This window comes from Streptomyces sp. NPDC048696 (assembly GCF_043198895.1).
Classification (GTDB): Bacteria; Actinomycetota; Actinomycetes; order Streptomycetales; family Streptomycetaceae; genus Streptomyces.
The window spans coordinates 64,753-84,743 of record NZ_JBICVJ010000012.1; the positions used below are offsets into that span (position 1 = coordinate 64,753).

General features: G+C 72.1%; 16 protein-coding genes. 10 read left to right on the forward strand and 6 right to left on the reverse strand.

Annotated elements, in window-relative coordinates; translation table 11 throughout:
- Nucleotides 1-10: 10 nt before the first annotated feature.
- Nucleotides 11-2,404, reverse strand: a complete 2,394-nt coding sequence (locus ACGFRG_RS24995; RefSeq protein ID WP_393267399.1) for a transglycosylase domain-containing protein — start codon at nt 2,402-2,404, stop codon at nt 11-13.
- A gap of 259 nt (nt 2,405-2,663) precedes the next feature.
- Between ACGFRG_RS24995 and ACGFRG_RS25000 the strand changes: the two genes are divergently transcribed.
- The 5 genes from ACGFRG_RS25000 to ACGFRG_RS25020 are packed head-to-tail and all read left to right on the forward strand — an operon-like array spanning nt 2,664 to nt 9,315.
- Nucleotides 2,664-3,395, forward strand: a complete 732-nt coding sequence (locus ACGFRG_RS25000; protein ID WP_393267401.1) for an ABC transporter ATP-binding protein — start codon at nt 2,664-2,666, stop codon at nt 3,393-3,395.
- The gene (locus tag ACGFRG_RS25005) at nt 3,392-5,734 is read left to right on the forward strand and encodes an FtsX-like permease family protein (RefSeq protein WP_393267404.1); all 2,343 of its coding nucleotides are present in this window, start codon (nt 3,392-3,394) and stop codon (nt 5,732-5,734) included. The genes ACGFRG_RS25000 and ACGFRG_RS25005 overlap by 4 nt, the downstream gene beginning before the upstream one ends.
- Nucleotides 5,735-5,777: 43 nt before the next feature.
- On the forward strand, nt 5,778-6,302 hold the full coding sequence (locus ACGFRG_RS25010) for a PadR family transcriptional regulator (protein WP_361422278.1): 525 nt from the start codon (nt 5,778-5,780) through the stop codon (nt 6,300-6,302).
- Complete coding sequence (locus tag ACGFRG_RS25015) at nt 6,299-6,991, forward strand: ABC transporter ATP-binding protein (protein ID WP_361422275.1); 693 nt, start codon at nt 6,299-6,301, stop codon at nt 6,989-6,991. The genes ACGFRG_RS25010 and ACGFRG_RS25015 overlap by 4 nt, the downstream gene beginning before the upstream one ends.
- Complete coding sequence (locus tag ACGFRG_RS25020) at nt 6,988-9,315, forward strand: FtsX-like permease family protein (RefSeq protein WP_361422272.1); 2,328 nt, start codon at nt 6,988-6,990, stop codon at nt 9,313-9,315. The genes ACGFRG_RS25015 and ACGFRG_RS25020 overlap by 4 nt, the downstream gene beginning before the upstream one ends.
- 275 nt (nt 9,316-9,590) lie before the next feature.
- Here the strand turns inward: ACGFRG_RS25020 and ACGFRG_RS25025 are convergent, their stop codons facing one another.
- Together ACGFRG_RS25025 and ACGFRG_RS25030 are read right to left on the reverse strand one after the other, a co-directional pair.
- A complete protein-coding gene (locus ACGFRG_RS25025; RefSeq protein ID WP_361428814.1) occupies nt 9,591-9,719 on the reverse strand; it encodes a hypothetical protein in 129 nt (42 codons plus the stop codon).
- Between the two features lie 254 nt (nt 9,720-9,973).
- A complete protein-coding gene (locus ACGFRG_RS25030) occupies nt 9,974-10,540 on the reverse strand; it encodes a hypothetical protein (RefSeq protein ID WP_361428816.1) in 567 nt (188 codons plus the stop codon).
- A gap of 124 nt (nt 10,541-10,664) precedes the next feature.
- Between ACGFRG_RS25030 and ACGFRG_RS25035 the strand changes: the two genes are divergently transcribed.
- Entirely contained in the window at nt 10,665-11,168 is a 504-nt protein-coding gene (locus ACGFRG_RS25035) for a GNAT family N-acetyltransferase (protein ID WP_361428818.1), read from the forward strand.
- A gap of 28 nt (nt 11,169-11,196) precedes the next feature.
- On the opposite strand, the gene ACGFRG_RS25040 is transcribed toward ACGFRG_RS25035, so the two are convergent.
- The gene (locus ACGFRG_RS25040; RefSeq protein ID WP_393267410.1) at nt 11,197-13,335 is read right to left on the reverse strand and encodes a DHA2 family efflux MFS transporter permease subunit; all 2,139 of its coding nucleotides are present in this window, start codon (nt 13,333-13,335) and stop codon (nt 11,197-11,199) included.
- 149 nt (nt 13,336-13,484) lie between these two features.
- On the opposite strand from ACGFRG_RS25040, the gene ACGFRG_RS25045 reads away from it, so the two are divergent.
- Both ACGFRG_RS25045 and ACGFRG_RS25050 read left to right on the forward strand, forming a co-directional pair.
- Complete coding sequence (locus ACGFRG_RS25045; protein WP_393267412.1) at nt 13,485-14,540, forward strand: peptidoglycan-binding protein; 1,056 nt, start codon at nt 13,485-13,487, stop codon at nt 14,538-14,540.
- A 189-nt stretch (nt 14,541-14,729) separates the two neighbouring features.
- Complete coding sequence (locus ACGFRG_RS25050) at nt 14,730-15,395, forward strand: HAD-IA family hydrolase (protein ID WP_393267415.1); 666 nt, start codon at nt 14,730-14,732, stop codon at nt 15,393-15,395.
- A 237-nt stretch (nt 15,396-15,632) separates the two neighbouring features.
- Here the strand turns inward: ACGFRG_RS25050 and ACGFRG_RS25055 are convergent, their stop codons facing one another.
- Nucleotides 15,633-16,214: a TMEM165/GDT1 family protein gene (locus tag ACGFRG_RS25055; protein WP_361428826.1), complete on the reverse strand. Its 582-nt coding sequence runs from the start codon at nt 16,212-16,214 to the stop codon at nt 15,633-15,635.
- 321 nt (nt 16,215-16,535) lie between these two features.
- Entirely contained in the window at nt 16,536-17,279 is a 744-nt protein-coding gene (locus ACGFRG_RS25060; protein ID WP_361428828.1) for an ABC transporter permease, read from the reverse strand.
- Nucleotides 17,280-17,418: 139 nt separating this feature from the next.
- On the opposite strand from ACGFRG_RS25060, the gene ACGFRG_RS25065 reads away from it, so the two are divergent.
- Together ACGFRG_RS25065 and ACGFRG_RS25070 are read left to right on the forward strand one after the other, a co-directional pair.
- Nucleotides 17,419-19,221 (forward strand): alkaline phosphatase D family protein, encoded by a 1,803-nt coding sequence (locus ACGFRG_RS25065; protein WP_393267659.1) that lies wholly within the window; start codon nt 17,419-17,421, stop codon nt 19,219-19,221.
- A 251-nt stretch (nt 19,222-19,472) separates the two neighbouring features.
- Nucleotides 19,473-19,955, forward strand: a complete 483-nt coding sequence (locus ACGFRG_RS25070) for a DoxX family protein (RefSeq protein ID WP_393267417.1) — start codon at nt 19,473-19,475, stop codon at nt 19,953-19,955.
- Nucleotides 19,956-19,991: the final 36 nt, after the last annotated feature.

Here is a 19,991-nt window from a genome sequence, read left to right on the forward strand (position 1 = left end):
TCCAGGGGCGCTAGGGCAGTGTGCCGCCGCCCTGGGTCGGGTCGGCCGTGCCGCCGCCCGGCCCGGCGGTCGTGCCGCCGTTGGCCTGGCCGGTGCTCGTACCGCCGTTGGCCTGGCCCGTACTGGTCCCGCCGTTGGCCTGCCCGGTGCTCGTGCCTCCGTTGGCCTGGCCCGTACTGGTCCCGCCGTTGGCCTGCCCCGTGCTCGTCCCGCCGGTCGTGGGCGACTTGGTCGGGGTGTGGGTGGGGCTGTGCGTGGGGGGCTTGGTCGGATCCTTGGTCGGGGTGTGCGACGGCGTGTTGGCCGGGGTGTGCGACGGCGTGTTGGAGGGGACGACCTCGTCCGGCTGGACGGCGGCGCCCTGGTCGGTGTTCAGGTCGAACTTGGAGTCGTCGCTGCCGACCGCGTCGAAGGTGTACGCGGACCAGATCTTCGCCGGGATGGAGCCACCGGCGATACGGTTGCCGGCCTCGCCCTCATAGCCGGTGGCGCCCGCGATGGACACCTGGCTGCCCTTGCCGACCGTGATCTCCTTGCCGTCGGCCTTGATCGTGCGCGGCGCGGCGGCCTCGCCCCACAGGCCGACCGAGGTGACCAGGGACGGGGTGTAGCCGGTGAACCAGGCCGACTTGTTGTCGTCGGAGGTACCGGTCTTGCCCGCGACCGGCTGCCCGTCCCGGTTGGGCGCGTCCCGCACCGACTTCTTGGCCGTACCGTCGTCGACCACGCCGGTGAGCACCGAGGTGACGGAGTCGGCCGCCTCCCGGCTGATCACCTGGTCGCCGATCGGGTCCGGCTTGTTGTACTTGGCTTCCTTGTGCTGCGCCGACTTGATGATGGACGGCGTGACCTTCTTGCCGTGGTTGTCCAGCGTGGCGTACGCGGCGGCCATCTCCAGCGGGCTCGCGCCGTAGGAGCCCAGCGTCATGGCGGGCTCGGCGGAGACGTCCTTCATGTGGGTGAGGCCGAGCGCGACGGCCGTGTCCCGCAGCTTCGTCAGCCCGACGTCCACGCCCATCTGCGCGAAGACGCTGTTGACGGACTTGTTCATGGCCTGCTGGACGGTGATGGGGCCGTAGCTGATGTCGTCCTCGTTGGGCGGGTTGTAGCCCTTGCCGCCGTCGCCCTTCACCACGCGCTTGCTGTCACCGTTGTAGATGGTGCTGGCCTTGATCTTGTTGCCGTCCTGCGTCTCGGAGTTGTTGTTGAGCGCGGCGGCGAGGATCAGCGGCTTGAAGGTGGAGGCGGGCTGGTAGGAGTGCGTACCCGCGTTGCTGATCTGGTGCTTCTGATAGTCCTGGCCGCCGTACAGGGCAACGATCGAGCCGGTCTTCGGGTCCACCGAGGCGGCACCCGCCTGGATGTCCTGGTCGACCTTGCGCTTCTTGTCGAGCTTGCTGGTCAGCTCCTGCTTGACCGCGTCCTCAAGGAGCTGCTGCTTCTTGGGGTCGATGTTGAGCGTGATGGTCCAGCCGCCCTTGGCCAGGTCCGACTCGCTGACGCCGTTGCGGATCATCTCGGCCTTGGCGGCCTGCACCAGGTAGCCGGTCTGGCCCTCCATGCCGGGGTCGGGCTTGGGCTCCATGGGCGTCGGGAACTTCATCCCCGCCCGCTGGGCCGGGTCCAGCTCCTTCATCTTGACCATGTTGTCGAGCACGTAGTTCCAGCGGGCCGTCACCAGCTTCTTGCCGGTCTCCGAGGCCACCGCCCAGTCGTACTGGCTGGGCGCCTGGAGCAGCGCCGCCAGGTACGCGCCCTGCTCGGTGGTCAGCTTGGACGAGTCGACCCCGTAGTACGCCTGCGCCGCGGCCTGGATGCCGTAGGCGTTCCGGCCGTAGTAGCTGGTGTTGATGTACCCGGCCAGGATCTCCTTCTTGTCGTACTTCTGGTCGACCTTGAGGGAGATCACCAGCTCCTTGAGCTTGCGGGTGACCGTCTGGTCCTGGCTCAGGTAGAAGTTCTTGACGTACTGCTGGGTGATGGTCGAGCCACCCTGCTTGCCCTTGCCGGACAGGGTGTTGAGCAGACCTCGGGCGGTGCCCCTGAAGTCGACGCCGGAGTCCTTGTAGAAGGACATGTTCTCGGCGGCCACGAAGTCCAGCTGGACCTTCTCGGGGATCTTGTCGAGCCCGACGACCTCACGGTTGAGCTGCCCGGTGCGGGCGATGATCTTGCCGTTGGAGAGCTTGTAGACGTTGCTCTCCAGCTGCGCCGCCGCGTTCGCCTTCGGGATCGGCGTCATCAGATAGATGATGTAGAAGCCGCCCATGAGCAGCAGGACGAGCCCGAAGAACGTGCCGAGCATCTTCTTCCAGGTGAAGAGCCTGCGTATCCGCCCGCCCTTCTTCTGCTGGTCCCGGCGCGCACCGCGCTGCCGGGCCCGCCGCTCTTCCGCTCGGCCCATAACCTCAGTCGCTCGCCTTCTTGACTCGCCAGATCAGCTCAGAAAACTAACACCGCACGTACGGACAAAGAGGAGCCGATCACGTCTTTTCCGTACGTGAGAATCAGCACCCGGTCCATGGGAACCGACTGCCAAACCGTGCTCAAGGTTGCCAGAAGTTTGGATCCTGCCCGTTTTTGCCAGGGAATGTCATGCTCCCCGGGCAGCTATGCACCAGGGGTATACACACCACGTATACCCAGTGCGTATAGTCGTCGTCATGTCATACGGCTCGTCATCCGGACCTCTGCTCGCGGCCACCGGGCTGCGCAAGGCCTTCGGCTCCACCCAGGCGCTCGACGGCGCGGACTTCGCCATCGCGCCCGGCGAGATCGTCGCCGTCATGGGCCCCTCGGGCTCCGGCAAGTCCACGCTGCTGCACTGCCTGGCCGGGATCGTGCCGCCCGACGAGGGGACGATCACCTACGACGGCCGTGAGCTGACCGCGCTGAACGACGCCCGGCGCTCCGCGCTGCGCCGCTCGGACTTCGGCTTCGTCTTCCAATTCGGCCAGCTCGTCCCGGAGCTGACCTGCGCCGAGAACGTGGCCCTTGCGCTGCGGCTCGACGGGGCGCGGCGCAGGGACGCCGACCGCACGGCCCGGCAGTGGCTGGAGCGCCTTGAGGTCGCCGAGCTCGCCAGGCGGCGGCCCGGCGAGATATCCGGCGGCCAGGGCCAGCGCGTCGCCGTGGCCCGCGCCCTGGCCACCTCGCCCCGCGTGGTCTTCGCGGACGAGCCGACCGGCGCCCTCGACTCGCTCAGCGGCGAGCTGGTGATGCGGCTGTTCACCGAGGCCGCCCGCGAGTCCGGGGCGGCCGTGGTGCTCGTCACCCATGAGGCCCGGGTCGCCGCCTACTCCGACCGCGAGATCACCGTCCGGGACGGAAAGTCCCGCGACCTCACGCTCGTCGGCAGCGGAACCGGGAGCGGAACCGGGAGCGGCGCCCGATGACCCGCCGTCTGCACGAGCTCGCCCTCGGCGCCAAGTTCGCCGTCACCGGCGGCCGCGAGGGCTGGGTGCGCACCGTCCTCACCGCGATCGGGGTCGGCCTCGGCGTCGCCCTGCTCTTCGTCGCCGCCTCGATCCCGCACGTCAACGAGGCCGGCAACCTGCGCGCCGACGCCCGGGTGCCCGCCGCGTCGGGCTCCGCCAAGGGGTTCGCGCGCACCGACGCCTCGGTGCTCTTCGCCCCCGTCTACACCGAGTACCACGACGACGGCATCAGCGGGCTGCTGCTGCGCCCCGAAGGCCCGCACCCCGCCGTGCCGCCCGGCCTGAGCGCCCTGCCCGGACCCGGCGAGATGGCCGTCTCTCCCGCCCTGCGCGCTCTGCTCGGCTCCCCGTCCGGTGAACTGCTGCGCAAACGGCTCCCGTACAAGATCACCGCGTCGATCGGCGACGCCGGTCTGCTCGACCCGAACGAGCTCTTCTACTACGCGGGCAGCGCCACCCTCTCCCAGGCCGGCGGCGCCGCCCGCACCAACGCCTTCGGCGGCCATCTCGACAAGGTGCCGCTGACGCCGGTCCTGGTGGCGCTCACCGTGGTCAGCTGTGTCGTCCTGCTCACCCCGGTCCTGATCTTCATCGCCACCGCCGTACGGTTCGGCGGCGAGCGGCGCGACCGGCGGCTCGCCGCGCTGCGCCTGGTCGGCGCGGACACCGCGATGACACGCTGGATCGCGGCCGGGGAGGCGCTCGCGGGCTCGGCGCTCGGGCTCGGGCTCGGGGTGGCCTTCTTCCTCGGCGGCCGGGAGCTCATCGGCGGCGTCCAGCTGTGGAGCTTCGCCGCCTTCCCCGCCGACTTCACCCCGGCCCCGGCGCTCGCCGCCCTGGTGCTGCTCGCGGTGCCGCTGGCCGCCGTCGTGGTCACCCTGTTCGCGATGCGCGCGGTGAGCGTGGAGCCGCTGGGCGTCGTCCGGGCGAACAGGCCGCGCGGGCGCAGGCTCTGGTGGCGCCTGGTGCTGCCGGCCCTCGGTGTCTCGGTGATCACCCTCTCCCCCACCGGCGGCCTCGACCGGGTCACGCCCGACCCCGACCTCGTCGCCTTCGGCACGATCCTCACCCTGATCGGGCTGGCCGCGCTGCTGCCCTGGGTGGTGGAAGCGGCGGTCGCCCGGCTGCACGGCGGCCCGGTCGCCTGGCAGCTGGCCGTGCGCAGGCTCCAGTTGAGCGGCGGCACCGCGAGCCGCGCGGTCGGCGGGATCACCGTCGCCGTGGCGGGCGCGATCTCGCTGACGATGATGTCCGCCGGGCTCCACGACGACTTCGTCCGGATGAACGACCACGATCCCGGCCGCGCCCAGATCGACGTGGTGTCCCAAGTGCCCAGCGGCGAGCGGGCCCAGCGGATGATCCGGGAGTTCCGCGGGACCACCGGCGTCAAGTCGGTGATCGGCACCGTGGAGACCTACGCGACCAGGCCCGGCACCGTCCCCAAGGGCGGGATCCGGCCCACCACCACCCTGACCGTCGGCGACTGCGCCACCCTCACGGAGCTCGCCCGCGTCGGCTCGTGCACGGACGGCGACACCTTCGTCGTCCACCCCACCGACGACAAGCGGCAGGCCGCCTGGATCGACCAGGCCGCCCGCCCCGGCGAGGCGGTCAACCTCGACACCAGAACGGACTACGACTCCTCCATCAAGCCGCTCCTGTGGACCCTGCCGAAGTCGGCCCGCACGGTCGACTCCCGCCCCGACCCGATGGGCGAGCAGCGCTCCGGCATCTTCGCCACCCCGGGCGCGGTCGACGTCACCAGGCTGCCGTCGGCCGAGACGAAGGCGATGGTCAAGGTCGACCCGGACGTGCCGGACGCCGTCGAGTACGTACGCAACACGGCGGCCGCGATCGACCCGGCGATGACGGTGCGTACCATCAGGAACGTCGAGCGCGACAAGAACTACGCCAGCATCCAAAAGGGCCTGCGGGCCGGGGCGATCGCCACGATGCTGCTGATCGCGCTGAGTCTGCTCGTCTCCCAGATCGAGCAACTGCGCGAGCGCAGACGGCTGTTGTCGGTCCTGGTGGCCTTCGGCACCCGGCGCTCCTCGCTCGGCCTGTCGGTGCTGTGGCAGACCGCCGTGCCGGTCGTCCTCGGCCTCGCGCTCGCCGTGGCGGGCGGGACCGCCCTGGGCGCGGCCCTGCTGCACATGGTCGACAAGGAGATCACCGACTGGTGGACGTTCGTGCCGCTGGCCGGGACGGGCGCCGCCGCGGTGCTCGTGGTGACCGTGCTCAGCCTGCCGCCGCTGTGGCGGCTGATGCGGCCCGACGGACTCCGCACCGAGTGACCCCCACCCGTACGCAGACTTGACCTTCAGAAAGGCTCGGAGCATGTCGATCGGCCACACCCTCCTCGGACTCCTTGAGTCGGGCCCGCGCCATGGGTACGACCTCAAGCGCGCCTTCGACGAGAAGTTCGGGCACGACCGCCCGCTGCACTACGGGCAGGTCTACTCGACCATGTCGCGCCTGCTCAAGAACGGCCTCGTCGAGGTCGACGGCGTGGAGGCCGGCGGCGGTCCCGAGCGCAAGCGGTACGCGATCACCGCGGCCGGCATCACCGATGTCGAGGCGTGGCTCAAGCAGCCGGAGAAGCCCGAGCCGTACCTCCAGTCGACCCTCTACACCAAGGTCGTACTAGCCCTGCTCACCGGCCGCAGCGCCGGTGACCTGCTCGACACCCAGCGCGCCGAGCATCTGCGCCTGATGCGCATCCTCACCGACCGCAAGCGCCGGGGCGACCTCTCCGACCAGCTGATCTGCGACCACGCCCTGTTCCATCTGGAGGCGGACCTGCGCTGGCTCGAACTGACCGCCGCCCGTCTCGACCAGCTCGCCACGGAGGTACGCGCATGACGCCCGCCGGTTCCCTGCTGATCGCCAAGGACCTGCGCAAGGCGTACGGGCCGACGCCCGCGCTCGACGGCGCCGAGTTCTCCATCCACCCCGGCGAGGTCGTCGCGGTGATGGGCCCGTCGGGCTCCGGCAAGTCCACGCTGCTGCACTGCCTGGCCGGGATCGTCACCCCGGACTCGGGGACGATCCAGTACGACGGCCGTGAGCTCTCCGCGATGAAGGACGCCGAGCGCAGCGCGCTGCGCCGCTCCGAGTTCGGCTTCGTCTTCCAGTTCGGCCAGCTCGTCCCGGAGTTGACCTGCACGGAGAACGTGGCCCTGCCGCTGCGGCTGACCGGCGTGCGGCGCAAGGAGGCCGAGCGCACGGCCCTGAAGTGGATGGAGCGCCTGGAGGTCGACGACCTCGGGCACAAGCGGCCCGGCGAGGTCTCCGGCGGCCAGGGCCAGCGCGTGGCGGTCGCCCGCTCGCTGGTCACCTCGCCCCGGGTGATCTTCGCGGACGAGCCGACCGGCGCCCTCGACTCGCTCAACGGCGAGCGGGTGATGCAGCTGCTGACCGACGCGGCCCGGTCCGCCAACGCGGCGGTCGTCCTGGTCACCCACGAGGCCCGGGTCGCCGCCTACTCCGACCGCGAGATCGTCGTACGCGACGGGAAGTCCCGCGACATGATGCTGGAGCACTCCGTATGAACCGCCTCCGGGATCTCGCCCTGGGCGCCAAGTTCGCGCTCACCGGTGGCCGTGAGGGCTGGACCCGCACACTGATGACCGCGCTCGGCGTCGGCCTCGGGGTGGCGCTGCTCCTCGGGACGACCGCGCTGCCCGGCGCGCTCGGTGCCCGCGACGCGCGCGACAACGCGCGCAACGACTTCGGCGCCGGGGTCGAGTCGGCCGCGGCCGCCGACACCATGCTGATCGCGCGCACCGACACGGTGTACCGGCACGACGACATCCGGGGCCGTCTGGTGCAGCCCGAGGGCGACCGGGCGCCGGTGCCGCCGGGCCTGTCCGAACTGCCCGCGGCGGGCACGATGGTGGCCTCGCCCGCCCTGCGCGACCTGCTGGAGTCCCCGGCCGGCGCGATGCTGCGCGAGCGCGTCCCGTACCGGATCAGCGGCACGATCGGCGACGAGGGCCTGCTCGGCCCGCATGAACTCGCCTACTACGCGGGCAGCGACGCGCTCAAGGCCCGCAAGGCGCACAGCCCGGACCAGTCCGACGTGCAGCGGATCAGATCCTTCCCCAAGAAGGCGCCGGGCGAGAAGATGGACCCGATCCTCGCCCTTCTCGTCGTGATCATCTTCGTGGTGCTGCTGCTGCCGGTCGCGGTCTTCATCGCGGCGGCCGTACGGTTCGGCGGCGAGGGGCGCGACCGGCGGCTCGCCGCGCTGCGCCTGGTCGGCGCGGACTCCGCGATGACGCGCTGGATCGCGGCGGGCGAGGCCCTCGCGGGCTCGGCGCTCGGCCTCGGGCTCGGCGCGGTGTTCTTCCTGATCGTGCGGCAGTACGTCGGTGACATCACCATCGCGCGGCTCAACGTCTTCCCCTCCGACCTGACCCCGAGCCTGCCGCTGGCGCTGCTCGTGGGGGCGGCGGTCCCGGCGGCGGCGGTCGGCGTGACGCTGTTCGCGCTGCGCGGCGTGGTGATCGAACCGCTGGGCGTCGTACGGAAGTCGGCGCCGCGCGGGCGGCGGCTGTGGTGGCGGATCCTGCTGCCGGTGGTGGGCCTGGGCCTGCTCGCGCCGATGATGGGCAAGGGCCGCGACAGCGGCTTCTACAACCAGTCGCAGGTGATCGGCGGCACGGTGCTGCTGCTCGTCGGCGTCACCGCGCTGCTGCCGTGGCTGGTCGAGACGGTGGTGCGGCGGCTCGGCGGCGGCGGGGTCGGCTGGCAACTGGCCGTCCGCAGGCTCCAGTCGAACTCCGGCGGCGCCGCGCGCCTGGTCAACGGCATCGCGGTGGCGGTGGCCGGGGCGATCGCGCTGCAGATGCTGTTCAGCGGCATCGAGGGCGATTACGTGACGTCGAGCGGCGAGGACACGGCGCGGGCGCAGATGTACGTGCCGATGGGCAGCGGCGTCTCGCAGGCGGAGCAGCAGCGCCGCGTGCGGATCCTCGGCTCCACGCAGGGCGTCACGGGCACGACGACGCTCGGCCAGGCGAACCTGGGCAACCGGCCGAAGGACCCGGACCAGTACGCGCAGGCGACGATCGGCGACTGCGCGGCGCTGCGGGAGGTCGGCGAACTGCCGTCCTGCAAGGACGGCGACGTGTTCGTCACCACCGGGCCCCGCGACGGCGCCGAGGTGGTGAAGCCGGGCACGACGATGTACTTCGAGCCGTCGTACGCCGACGTCAAGGGCCTCGGCCTCGCCTACCCGGTCCCGCGCGACGCGAAAACGGTCCCCGCCCGCCCGGACCCGATGGGCGCCTACCGGGGCGGCCTGCTGGCCACGCCGGGCGCGCTGAAGGGGTTCGAGCGGGTCCCGGTGCAGTACGCGACGTACGTGACGCTGCGGCCGGGCGACGACAAGGCGGCGGACCGTGTCCTGAACGCGTCGTGGGCGGCCGACCCGCTCACCGACGCGCGGGCGCTCAACGACCGGAAGACGGCGACGAAGTTCGCGGGGGTGCGGCGCGGGCTGTACATCGGGGCGGCGGCCGTCCTGATGCTGATCGGCACCAGCCTGCTGGTCTCGATGCTGGAACAACTGCGCGAACGCCGCCGCCTGTTGTCGTCCCTGGTGGCCTTCGGCACCCGCCGCACCACCCTGAGCTGGTCGATCCTGTGGCAGACGGCGGTCCCGGTGGCCCTGGGCCTGACCCTGGCCACCGGGGTGGGCCTGGGCCTGGGCGCGATGCTCCTGCGCATGGTGGGCCATCCCCTGCACGTGGACTGGCCGTCGGTGCTGGGGATGGTGGGGATCGGGGGCGCGGTGGTGTTGATGGTGACGGCGTTGTCGCTGCCGCCGATGTGGCGGCTGATGCGGCCGGATGGGTTGCGAACGGAGTAGGGGGCGCGGGGGTCGGCTGCGGCCCGGTGGGGGCCGGTCGGCGGTTTTCCCCACCCCGCCCCTTCCCGAAAGCCCTTGGCGGGCGGCCGGGTGCTTCGCCTGCGGGTGGATGGGGGCTGGGCGCGCAGTTCCCCGCGCCCCGAAAGGAGGGCCCGAAGGGCCCATCTAAGGGGCGCGGGGAACTGCGCGAGCAACCCGGCACGGTCCGCAGACGACAACTTCCCTCGGAGAGTTTCGGGAAGGGGCGGGGTGGGGAAAACACCCCGCCGCGGAGCCTAGAGCTCCAACAACCGCTCCGTGAGCGACCGGCACTCGCGCAGAGCCAGCCGCAACTCCTCCGTGTCGGCCTTGCCGGACGACGCCACGGCCCGCCGCTCCCGCACGAGATCGGGAATCCGAGCCACAACCTCCGCCAACACCGCGTCCGCCTCGTCCACAGCCTGCCGAGGCTCATCGACAAACCCGTTCACCGCCCGGTGCAACCGAAGCGCCCACTTGTCCCGCTCCTCCGTGGGCAGCAACGCAACGGGCCCGGGCTCCGCGGGCGGAGGCGGCACGGGCGGACTCCCCGAAGCAGAGCCCGACGCCGAGCCCGAGGCCGACCCCGAGGCCGACCCCGACGCCGACACCGGCACGGCTCCGAACGACTCACCCCCCATCACGCCGCACCCCGCTTCGCATGCCGCTGCCGCGCCCCCGCCGTCAGCAGTTCCTCGAACAGCGTGCGCGCCTCGATCATCGCCTCGCGCATCTCCTCCGTGTCCGCCGCGCCCCGCGCCGCCCGGTGCACCCGGCGGTAGCCGTCGAGGCGGCCGGCGTGGTGCACCGACAGCGCCGCGATCTGGTCGTCGTACGCCTTCGCCGCCGGGAACCCGCGCTCCTCGGCGAGCCGGGCCATCAACTTGTCGGCCTCCTCGGTGGCATGGCGCGGCGAGTCGACGAACTGCTCCTGGATGCCCGCCCAGCGGACGAGGTAGTGCTCGCGCACCTCGGCCGGCATCGGCCGCTCGGTGAGCGAACCGTGCCGCTTCAGCCGCTCGCCGAGCTCGCGTTCGGCCGCGCGGCGGTCCCCGTCGTGCAGGACGACCGCCCGCTCGTACTCGGGGCCGAAGCGCCGCCGCAACCCGCGCCCGCCGCCCGCCGCACCCCGTACGACGAGGAGCGCGACGGCGGCGAGTACGACGACGAGCACCGCGATCAGAACGATGATCACGATCGTGGACATGACTACCCTCCGGTGAGTGCGTCCGTACGTACGCGAAGTGGGTTCGTACGCGAAGTGCGTCCGCATGCCCGGGTCACCAGGAAATCGGTGGCCAAACAGCTCCGCGTTCGGGTAGGCAGGCGCCATGAGTTGGATCATGATCCGCGAGCCGTACGACACCCCCGACGCGACCCTCCTGCGCCGCGACTACTACGACGAGGTGGCGAGCCGCTGGTACGGCCGACCGGCCACCGCCGAGGAGATCGAGCAGGGGCTTCACGACGACGGGGCCGAGCGACTGCGGCCACCGCTGGGCGACTTCGTCGTCGGGCGCCACCACGGCGAGCCCGGCGCCTGCGGCGGCATCCAGCTCTGCGAGAGAGCCCCCGTCATCGACGGCACCGCCCCGGCCACCGCCGAGCTGACCCGCGTCTACGTACGCCCGAAGCTGCGCGGCACCGGCGGCGGCGCGGCCCTGCTCTGCGCGTTGGAGGACGCCGCCCGCCGCCTGGGCGCCCGCCGCCTCGCCCTGGACACCCGTCACGACCTGGTCGAGGCCCGCGCGCTGTACGCGCGCAACGGCTACCGCGAGATCCCCGCCTACGCCCGACGCCCGTACGCGGAACGGTGGTTCGCGAAGGAGCTATGACCACTACCATCCACCACCGGCCGACGGCTCACCGCGCGTGGTCGCGGCGCAGCTCCGGGCCCCGGGGCGACTCGCCGTCCGAGCCGGACATCTCCGCCGTCAGCTCCTCCACCAGCTTGGCCAGGTCGGTGGGGCGGTCCGGGCCCCACCAGTCGCCGAGCAGTTCGCCCAGGGACTCCTCGCGCGCCGAGGCCAGCCGGACCGCCGTCTCGCTGCCGGGCCGCGTGGGGACGAGCGCGATGCCCTCGCGGCGGGCGAGGCCCCGCTCCTCCAGCTGACGGCCCGCCGCGGTGATCACCGTGAGGGGTACGGGCACGCGCTCGGCCAGGAACGCCGGTTCGGCGGAGCCGTAGCGGTGGATGCGCAGCAGCAGCCAGCTCGCCGCCGGGAGCAGGTCGAGACCGGCCCGGGCGGTGATCCGCTCGTACAGATCGCGGCGGCCCTCCCGGCTGCCGAGGACCGACAGCGCCCGCGCGCACTCGTCGTACGACGAACGCTGAACCGGGTTCGAGGCCACGGTCTCGCTGACGTCGGGCGCGGTGACGGCGCCGCGCAGCTTGTCCTCCCGCAGGAACCAGGCGACCACGAAGGCGACCAGCGTCACCGGGACCGCGTAGAGGAAGACGTCCGTGATCGACTGCGCGTACGCGTGCAGGACCGGGGGGCGCAGCGCGGGTGGCAGGGCCCCGATCGTCCGTGGGTCGGCGGCCAGTTGGGACGGGCCGGTGCCCGCCGGGAGCGGGCGGCCCGCGAGCGCGTCGGCGAGTTTGCCGTTGAGGCGGTTGGTGAAGATGGTGCCGAAGATCGCCACGCCGAACGACGCCCCGATCGAGCGGAAGAACGTCGCCCCGGACGTGGCGACACCCAGGTCCCCGTAACTGACGGCGTTCTGCACCACCAGGACCAGGACCTGCATCACCAGGCCGAGGCCCGCGCCGAAGACGAAGAAGTACACGCTCATCTCCCACGTCGGGCTCGACTCGGTGAGGCGGTGCAGCAGCATCAGGCCGACCGTCACCACCGCCGTACCCGCGATCGGGAACACCTTCCAGCGGCCGGTGCGCGACACGATCTGGCCCGAGGCCGTCGACGTCAGCAGCATGCCGAACACCATCGGCAGCATGTGCACCCCGGACATCGTCGGTGTCACACCCTGCACGACCTGCAAGAACGTCGGCAGATACGTCATCGCGCCGAACATCGCGAAGCCGACGACGAAGCTGATGACCGCCACGAGCGAGAACGTACGGATACGGAACAGCTTCAGCGGGAGCACCGGCTCCACCGCCTTGCGCTCCACCGCCACGAAGCAGACGAGCAGCACCGCGCCCAGCACCGCGAGCCCGATGATCTGGCCGGACCCCCAGGCCCAGGTCGTGCCGCCCAGCGAGGCCACCAGGACGAGGCAGGTGGCCACGGACGCGATCAGGAGCGTGCCGAGGTAGTCGATGGTGTGGCGGGTGCCGTGCACCGGGATGTGCAGCACCGCGGCGATGACGATCAGTGCCACCACGCCGACCGGCAGATTGACGTAGAACACCCAGCGCCAGCTGAGGTGTTCGGTGAAGAGGCCGCCGAGCAGCGGCCCCAGCACGCTCGTCGCGCCGAAGACCGCGCCGAACAGGCCCTGGTAGCGGCCGCGTTCGCGGGGCGGCACGATGTCGCCGACGATCGCCATCGACAGCACGATCAGCCCGCCGCCGCCCAGGCCCTGCACGGCCCGGAAGGCGATCAACTGGGCCATGTTCTGGGCGACTCCGCACAGTGCGGAGCCGACGAGGAAGAGGACGATGGCCGCCTGGAACAGCTTCTTGCGCCCGTACTGGTCGCCGAGCTTGCCCCACAGCGGGGTCGCGGCGGTGGAGGCGAGCATGTACGCGGTGACGACCCAGGACAGATGCTCCATCCCGCCGAGGTCGCTGACGATGGTCGGCAGGGCCGTGGAGACGATGGTCTGGTCGAGGGCGGCGAGCAGCATGCCGAGGAGCAGCGCGCCGATGGCGACGAGCACGGTCCGCCGCTCCTGTCCGGCACCGGGAGGTATCGCGCCGGGGGGTATCGCGGTGGGGTCGGTGAGGTTGGTGGGGTCGGTGGGGTCCGTGGATTGCTTGGAACCCCTGGGGTCCCGGGGGTCCCTGGGGGCCGTATCCCGAGCTTCCTGAGCCATGGCCGCCCCTCTCTGTCTCCTTCTTCCTCCATCCTGATCGCAATGTCCGGATATGGCCTGCCGGGGTCGGCGGGGGCCGGTGATCGGGCGGCGCGGGCCCTGCGGCGAGCCTGCATAATCGCAGGCAGCTCAAGGGGAGGGGACCCACGATGAGGGCACACGTATGTCCTGAATGCGGTACGGAACGCGAGCACGACGGCAGACCCGGCTGCCCGTGCGCCGCCCGCGCCGAGCGCTCGGCCGAGATAGCCGCGAGCGAGGACTTCGACCCGCTGCGCCTGCGCCCGTACGTGACGCTGGAGAACGTGGGGGCGGATCCGGCGCCGGGCGCGGGGGCCGTGCCGGCCGGTGACCCGTCGGCCACGATGCCGCTGCGGGCGGTTCCGGGGGAGCCGGTGGCGGGCCCGGGCGCCGGCCCGGCGTTCGCGGCCGCCGCCGAGGGCGGCACCGTGGCGTTCGCGGCCGTGCCCGGCCCGGTGGCCACCGGCGGGAGTGGCGAAGGTGGCGCCTACGCCGACACGTACGTGGATCCCGAAACCGACCCCCGCGAGCCCGTACTGCGCCCGGCCCACACCGCCACCACCTCGTCCCGCTCCCACTCCCTCCGTCGCCGCCCCCTCCTCCTGGCCTCGGTCGCCGCCGCGGCCATCCTCGCCGTCGGTACGGCGGCCTTCGCGGGCGGCGGGCTGCTCGGCGGCGGGCACGACGACTCGGCGGCGCTGCCCGACACGACCGTCTCCACCCTCCCGTACGGCGACACCCCCTCCGCGGACTCCCCGACGCCCTCCCCCACCGCGTCGCAGTCGAGCCACGGCACCCCGAGCGCGAGCCCGTCGCCGCGCAAGAGCTCCCCCTCGCCGAGCCGCACGGCCGGGCCCTCCCCCCGCCCGTCCCGCAAGTCCGCCTCCCCCACGCCCTCCCCGTCGAAGGCCACCGGCACCGTGGACAGCACCACGGCCCCGGCCGACCGGCCCGCCACCGCGCCCGTACTGCGCCGGGGCGACAGTGGGCCCGAAGTGGCCGAACTCCAGGACCGGCTGGCCCAGTTGACGATCTACGACGGGAACGCCGACGGCCGGTTCGGGTCGAAGACGGAGCGCGCCGTCAGCACGTACCAGTCGTACATGGGTCTCGACGCCGACCCGCCGGGCGTCTACGGCCCGGAGACCCGCCGCGCCCTGGAGGCGCAGACGTCCCAGCCGTAACCGGAAATCCGACCCCGTCCGTCACCGCCGCCCCCGCCGAACCGTCCGCAGTCGAACGGTTCGGCGGGGGCGGTTGGCGTATTCGGCACCACGTTTTGTATCGTGGAGGAACAAAGTGGCTCCGCCCGTATTCCCTGACCGGCGGGCGGGGCCGCTTGTGTCTCTGCTCCCGCACCCAGGAGTCCGCCGATGACGGCCACGCCCACCACCCTGACCGCCCGCGCCCTCCTGCTCGACATGGACGGCACGATCGTCAACTCCGACGCCGTGGTGGAACGCTGCTGGCGCGCCTGGGCCGTCGAGCACGGGCTCGACCCCGACGAGGCGCTGAAGGTCGTCCACGGCCGCCAGGGCTACGCCACCATGGCCGTCCTGCTGCCGGACCGCCCCATGGAGCAGAACCACGCCGACAACCGCGTGATGCTCGCGCAGGAGACCGCGGACACCGACGGCGTCGTCCCGGTCCCCGGCGCCCCCGCCTTCATGGCCGCCCTGGCCGGACTCCCGCACGCCCTGGTCACCTCGGCCAACGAGCCCCTGGCCCGCGCCCGCATGACCGCGGCGGCCCTCCCCATGCCCGCCGTCCGGGTAACCGCCGAGCGGGTGGGCGCCAGCAAGCCCGACCCGGAAGGCTTCCTCAAGGGCGCCGCGGAACTGGGCTTCGCCCCATCGGACTGCATCGTCTTCGAGGACTCGGAGGCAGGCATACGCGCAGGCAAGGCGGCGGGAATGCGAGTAATCGGCGTAGGCCCCCGAGCAGCGGAACACGCTCCGACGGCCCACGTCCCTGACCTGACGCACGTAACGGTGACGCCACAGGCCGACGGCACAATCCGCCTGACGATCACGCCCTGAGTACCCAGTACCTCCTAGGGGCGCGGGGAACTGCGCGAGCAACCCAAGACGACCCGCAGCCAAACGACAGGATGCCCCGAAGGGGCGCTTTTAGGGGCGCGGGGAACTGCGCGACAAGCCCCCACCGCCCCGCAGCCAAACGGAACGGCTCGTGCCGCGATCGCCCCGAAGGGGCGCTTGAGGGGCGCGGGGAACTGCGCGACAAGCCACAGACACCCCGCGCCCGAACAACCCGCCTCAGCCGGCCACAGCCTCAAACAGGCTGAACCCCGCCAACGCGGCCATCAAGCACGCCGCGATCTTCGTGATCAACTTCAGCGGCACGTACTTCATCAACGTCCGCCCACCCAGAATCCCCAGCCCCGCAACGGCCCAGAGCCCCAGCACCGCCCCCACACCCACCGACAGCGGGCTGTCATACCGGGCCGCCAAATTCGCGGTCATGATCTGCGTGAGATCACCGAACTCCGCGACCAGGATCAACATGAACCCCGCCCCGGACACCTTCCAGAACGACTGATCCGCCGGCGCCGCGACGTCCTCGTCGTCATCGTCCTTCTTGAACAGCAGCATCGCCGCCCCCGCCAGGAACAGCACGCCCACGATGGCCTGCAGCAGCCGATGCGGCAGCAGCGTCAGCACGCTCCCCGCCGCGATGGCGAGCGCGACATGGACCAGGAAGGCCGCGGCGACACCGACGAACACGTACGACGCCTTGTAGCGGGTGCCGAGCATCAGACCCGCGAGCGCGGTCTTGTCGGGGAGTTCGGCAAGGAAGATCACGCCGAACGTGATCGCGACGATGGTGAAGCTGAGCACGGAAAAGGTTCCTCAATCGGTCGGGCACGGCCGTACCGAGAGCGTTTCACGAAGAAATTCCGGGGTCGCTTCGGCACGGCAGCGCCATGAACGGTCATGGTCACTGCGGCCGAAGGTCTCGCTGGCCGACCCTCGCGGGCCTGCCTCCGGGCGCCGGCTGGGCTCTCCCTGGGGAGGTTCCAGCAGTATGTCGACGGTCCGGCGAAGAGCTACTCCCCTTCTGCTCCGTACAGAATACGGGACGCGCCCGCACCCCGGGCAGGGACTTTGGTCCCACGCCGAACTCCGCGCCGAACTCCCCCGCCGCCCGACGGCCCGGCCTCACCCCGCCACATCCCGATGCACCCTCCCCCGCGCCACCAGCTCAAGCACCACCGACACCGCCGTCGCCTGCACCGCCATCAGCGCCACCAGGACGAACAGCTGCACCGCGCCCGCCTGCACCGGTGACGCACCGCCGAGCAGCATGCCGACGAACGCGCCCGGCAACGTGACCAGGCCCACGGTCCGGGTCTGGTCGAGGCCCGGGAGCAGCGCGTCGGACGCGGCCGTCCGGGCCACCTCCATCCGCGCGTCCCGGTCGAGCAGCCCGAGCGCCATCGCCGCCTCCACCTCGCCGCGCCGCGCGGTCAGCTCGTCCAGCGCGCGCCGCCCGCCGAGCACCGTCGCGGTGAGCGCGCCGCCGATGAGGATGCCGGTGACGGGGATGAGCGCGATGCCCTTGACCGGCACGAGCCCGGTGAGCAGCAGCGAGGCGACGACCGGGGTGACCCCGGCGGCGATCGGCACCGCGGCCCACCACCAGGTGCCGTTGGCCGTCATCCGCCGCCCGGCCGTACGGACCGCCACCGCGTACATCAGCAGCAGGAAGCCGAGCAGCAGCGGCACCGACCCGACCACCCAGCGGATCGCGCTCGCCACCACCGCGAGCTGAACGGCCGCGCGCACCCCGGCGACCAGGATCTCCCGGCCCCGCCCGAGCTGCGCGACCGCCGCGACACCGGCCGCGGCCAGCAGCAGTACGGCGAGGACGACCCCGAGCGTGACGTTGACGGGCAGCAGCACGCGCCCACGGTACGCCGCCGCAGGTACGCCCGGATGCGGGTGGATGCGCGGCACCGCCGCGAGCGCCGGCGCGACGCGCCGACGGCACTATCTGGGCCCTCCGTCGTTCCGTACCGTACGGAACGACGGAGGGGACGACATGGCCGGACTGCGCCTGGGACCGCTGCTGCGCTACGTCGACGGGGAGTCCGGCACCTCGGCCACGGTTTGGGTGGAGACCGACCGCCCTTCGACGGTCCGGGTGCGCTGCGGCGGGGTCGACCCGGACACCGCTTCCGGCTCCTCCCGGCACGGCGACGGCGCCCCGGACACCCCTTCCGGCTCCGCCCGTACGTTCCAGATCGCCGGGCACCACTACGCGCTCGTCCCCGTCACCGGCCTCGCCCCCGGCGCCGCCACACCGTATGAAGTGCTGCTCGACGGCCGGCGCGTGTGGCCGCCCGAGCACTCCCCCTTTCCCTCGCCCGTGATCCGTACGCCCGCGCCCGGCGCGCGGGAGCTGCGCGTCGCGTTCGGATCCTGCCGGTGGGCCGCACCGCCGGAGCGCGAGCGTGACCCTGTGGGGCCCGACGCCCTCGACACCCTCGCCGTGCGCCTCACCGCCGACCCCGGCGCCGAGCGCCCCGACGTCCTGCTGCTGCTCGGCGACCAGGTGTACGCGGACGCCGTCTCGCGGGCGACCCGGCGCTGGCTGGCCGCGCGGCGCGATCTGCGCGATCCGCCGGGGGCGCAGGTCGGGGAGTACGAGGAGTACACCCGGCTCTACGACGAGTCGTGGGGCGACCCCGAGGTGCGCTGGCTGCTCTCCACCGTGCCGAGTTGCATGATCTTCGACGACCACGACGTGGTCGATGACTGGAACACCAGCGCCGCCTGGCTCGCCGGGATGCGCGGCACCGCGTGGTGGCCGGAGCGGCTGGCGAGCGGGCTCATGTCGTACTGGGTCTACCAGCACCTGGGCAATCTCTCCCCGGCCCAGCTGGCCGCCGATCCGCTGTACGCGGCGGTCCTGGCGAGCCCCGACGGGACGGAGGCGCTGCGGCGGGGCTGCGCGCCGACCGCTTCTTCCGCCGGACCGCGCTGGAGCTACCGCCGCGACTTCGGGCGGGTGCGGCTGCTGATGGTGGACACCCGCGCGGCCCGCGTCCTGGACGAGGACGAGCGCGCGATGCTCGACGAGCCGACGGCCGACTGGCTCCGGGAGCAGGCGCTCGACGGGCCCGGTAGCTACGACCACCTGCTGATCGGCAGCTCGCTGCCCTGGCTGCTGCCGCCGCTCGTCCATGACACGGAGACCTGGAGCGCGGCGCTGTGCCGTGGCGTGCGCGGCGCGCGCTGGGCGCGGCTGGCCGAAAAGCTGCGCCGCCGGGCCGATCTGGAGCACTGGGCAGCCTTCCCCGCCTCTTTCGCCCGGCTCGCCGAGCTGATCGCCCGCGTCGCCTCGGGCCCCGCCGCCCCGGCCACCGTCTGCGTGCTCTCGGGCGACGTGCACCACGCGTACATCGCCGAGCCCGAGCGGGCCGACGGCCTTCCCGACGGCCCTGCCAACAGCCGTTCCGACGCGCGGGTGTTCCAGCTCACCTGCTCGCCCGTGCACAACGCGGTGCACGCCGTGATCCGGGCCGGGTTCCGGTTCGGCTGGAGCCGGGCGGGGCGCCGCCTCGGCCGCGCGCTGACCCGGCACGGCCGCACCGGACGGCCCCCGGTGCGATGGCACCGCACGGCCGGCCCCTGGTTCGGGAACCAGCTGATGACACTGACCCTGCGCGGCCGCTCCGCACGGCTGCGGCTCGACCAGGCCCGCACGGGCCGCGCGCGCGGCCCCGCCCGCCTGGTCACGGTCTTCGACCGCAACCTCACGGCCGAACAGGCCGAACAGGCCGAACAGGCCGAACAGGCCGAACAGGCCGAACAGGCCGAACAGGCCGAACAGGCCGAGTAAGCGGAGTAGTCGGAGTAGGTCGAGCAGCCCGAGCCGCCCCCGCACTCCGCGTAAACCCCACACGCCACGTAACCCTGCGTTCCGACACATTCGCTTTACGTCCATGTATGCCCCCCGTAAAGGCGATTTCCAGCCGACCATAAGCGGAATCAGGTCACCTACTTAAACTTGAACTTGCAAGCACTAATCAGGTCTACCTAACCTTGAGACTTCAACGACCCCTTCCCCCACCCCGAAGGAGCCCGTCCCCCATGGCCTCCCCCACGCTCCCCTCCGCTCTCGACACCGAGCGCGCCAAGCCGTACGTGCTCGGCCTCTTCCGCGTCGTCACCGGCTTCCTCTTCGCCTGCCACGGCGCCGCCTCGCTCTTCGGCTGGTTCGGCGGCGCGGCCGGCACCGGCGGCGCGCTGGCGGCCGGCACCTGGCCCAACTGGTACGCCGCCGTCATCCAGTTGGTCTGCGGCCTGCTGATCATGGCCGGTCTGTTCACCCGCTCCGCCGCCTTCCTCGCCTCGGGATCCATGGCGTACGCGTACTTCGACGTCCACCAGTCCGGCGCGCTGCTCCCGCTCCAGAACGGCGGCGAGGCGCCCGCGATGTTCTGCTGGGCCTTCCTGCTGCTCGTCTTCACCGGCCCCGGCGCGCTCGCCCTCGACCAGCTGATCGGCGGCCGCCGTACCGCCGGACTCCCCGAGACGGCGCCCGCCACGGCTCCTGCGGGGGCGTCACGCTGACCCGGGGCCACGGCGGTTCACCGGCTCGCCGGTGAC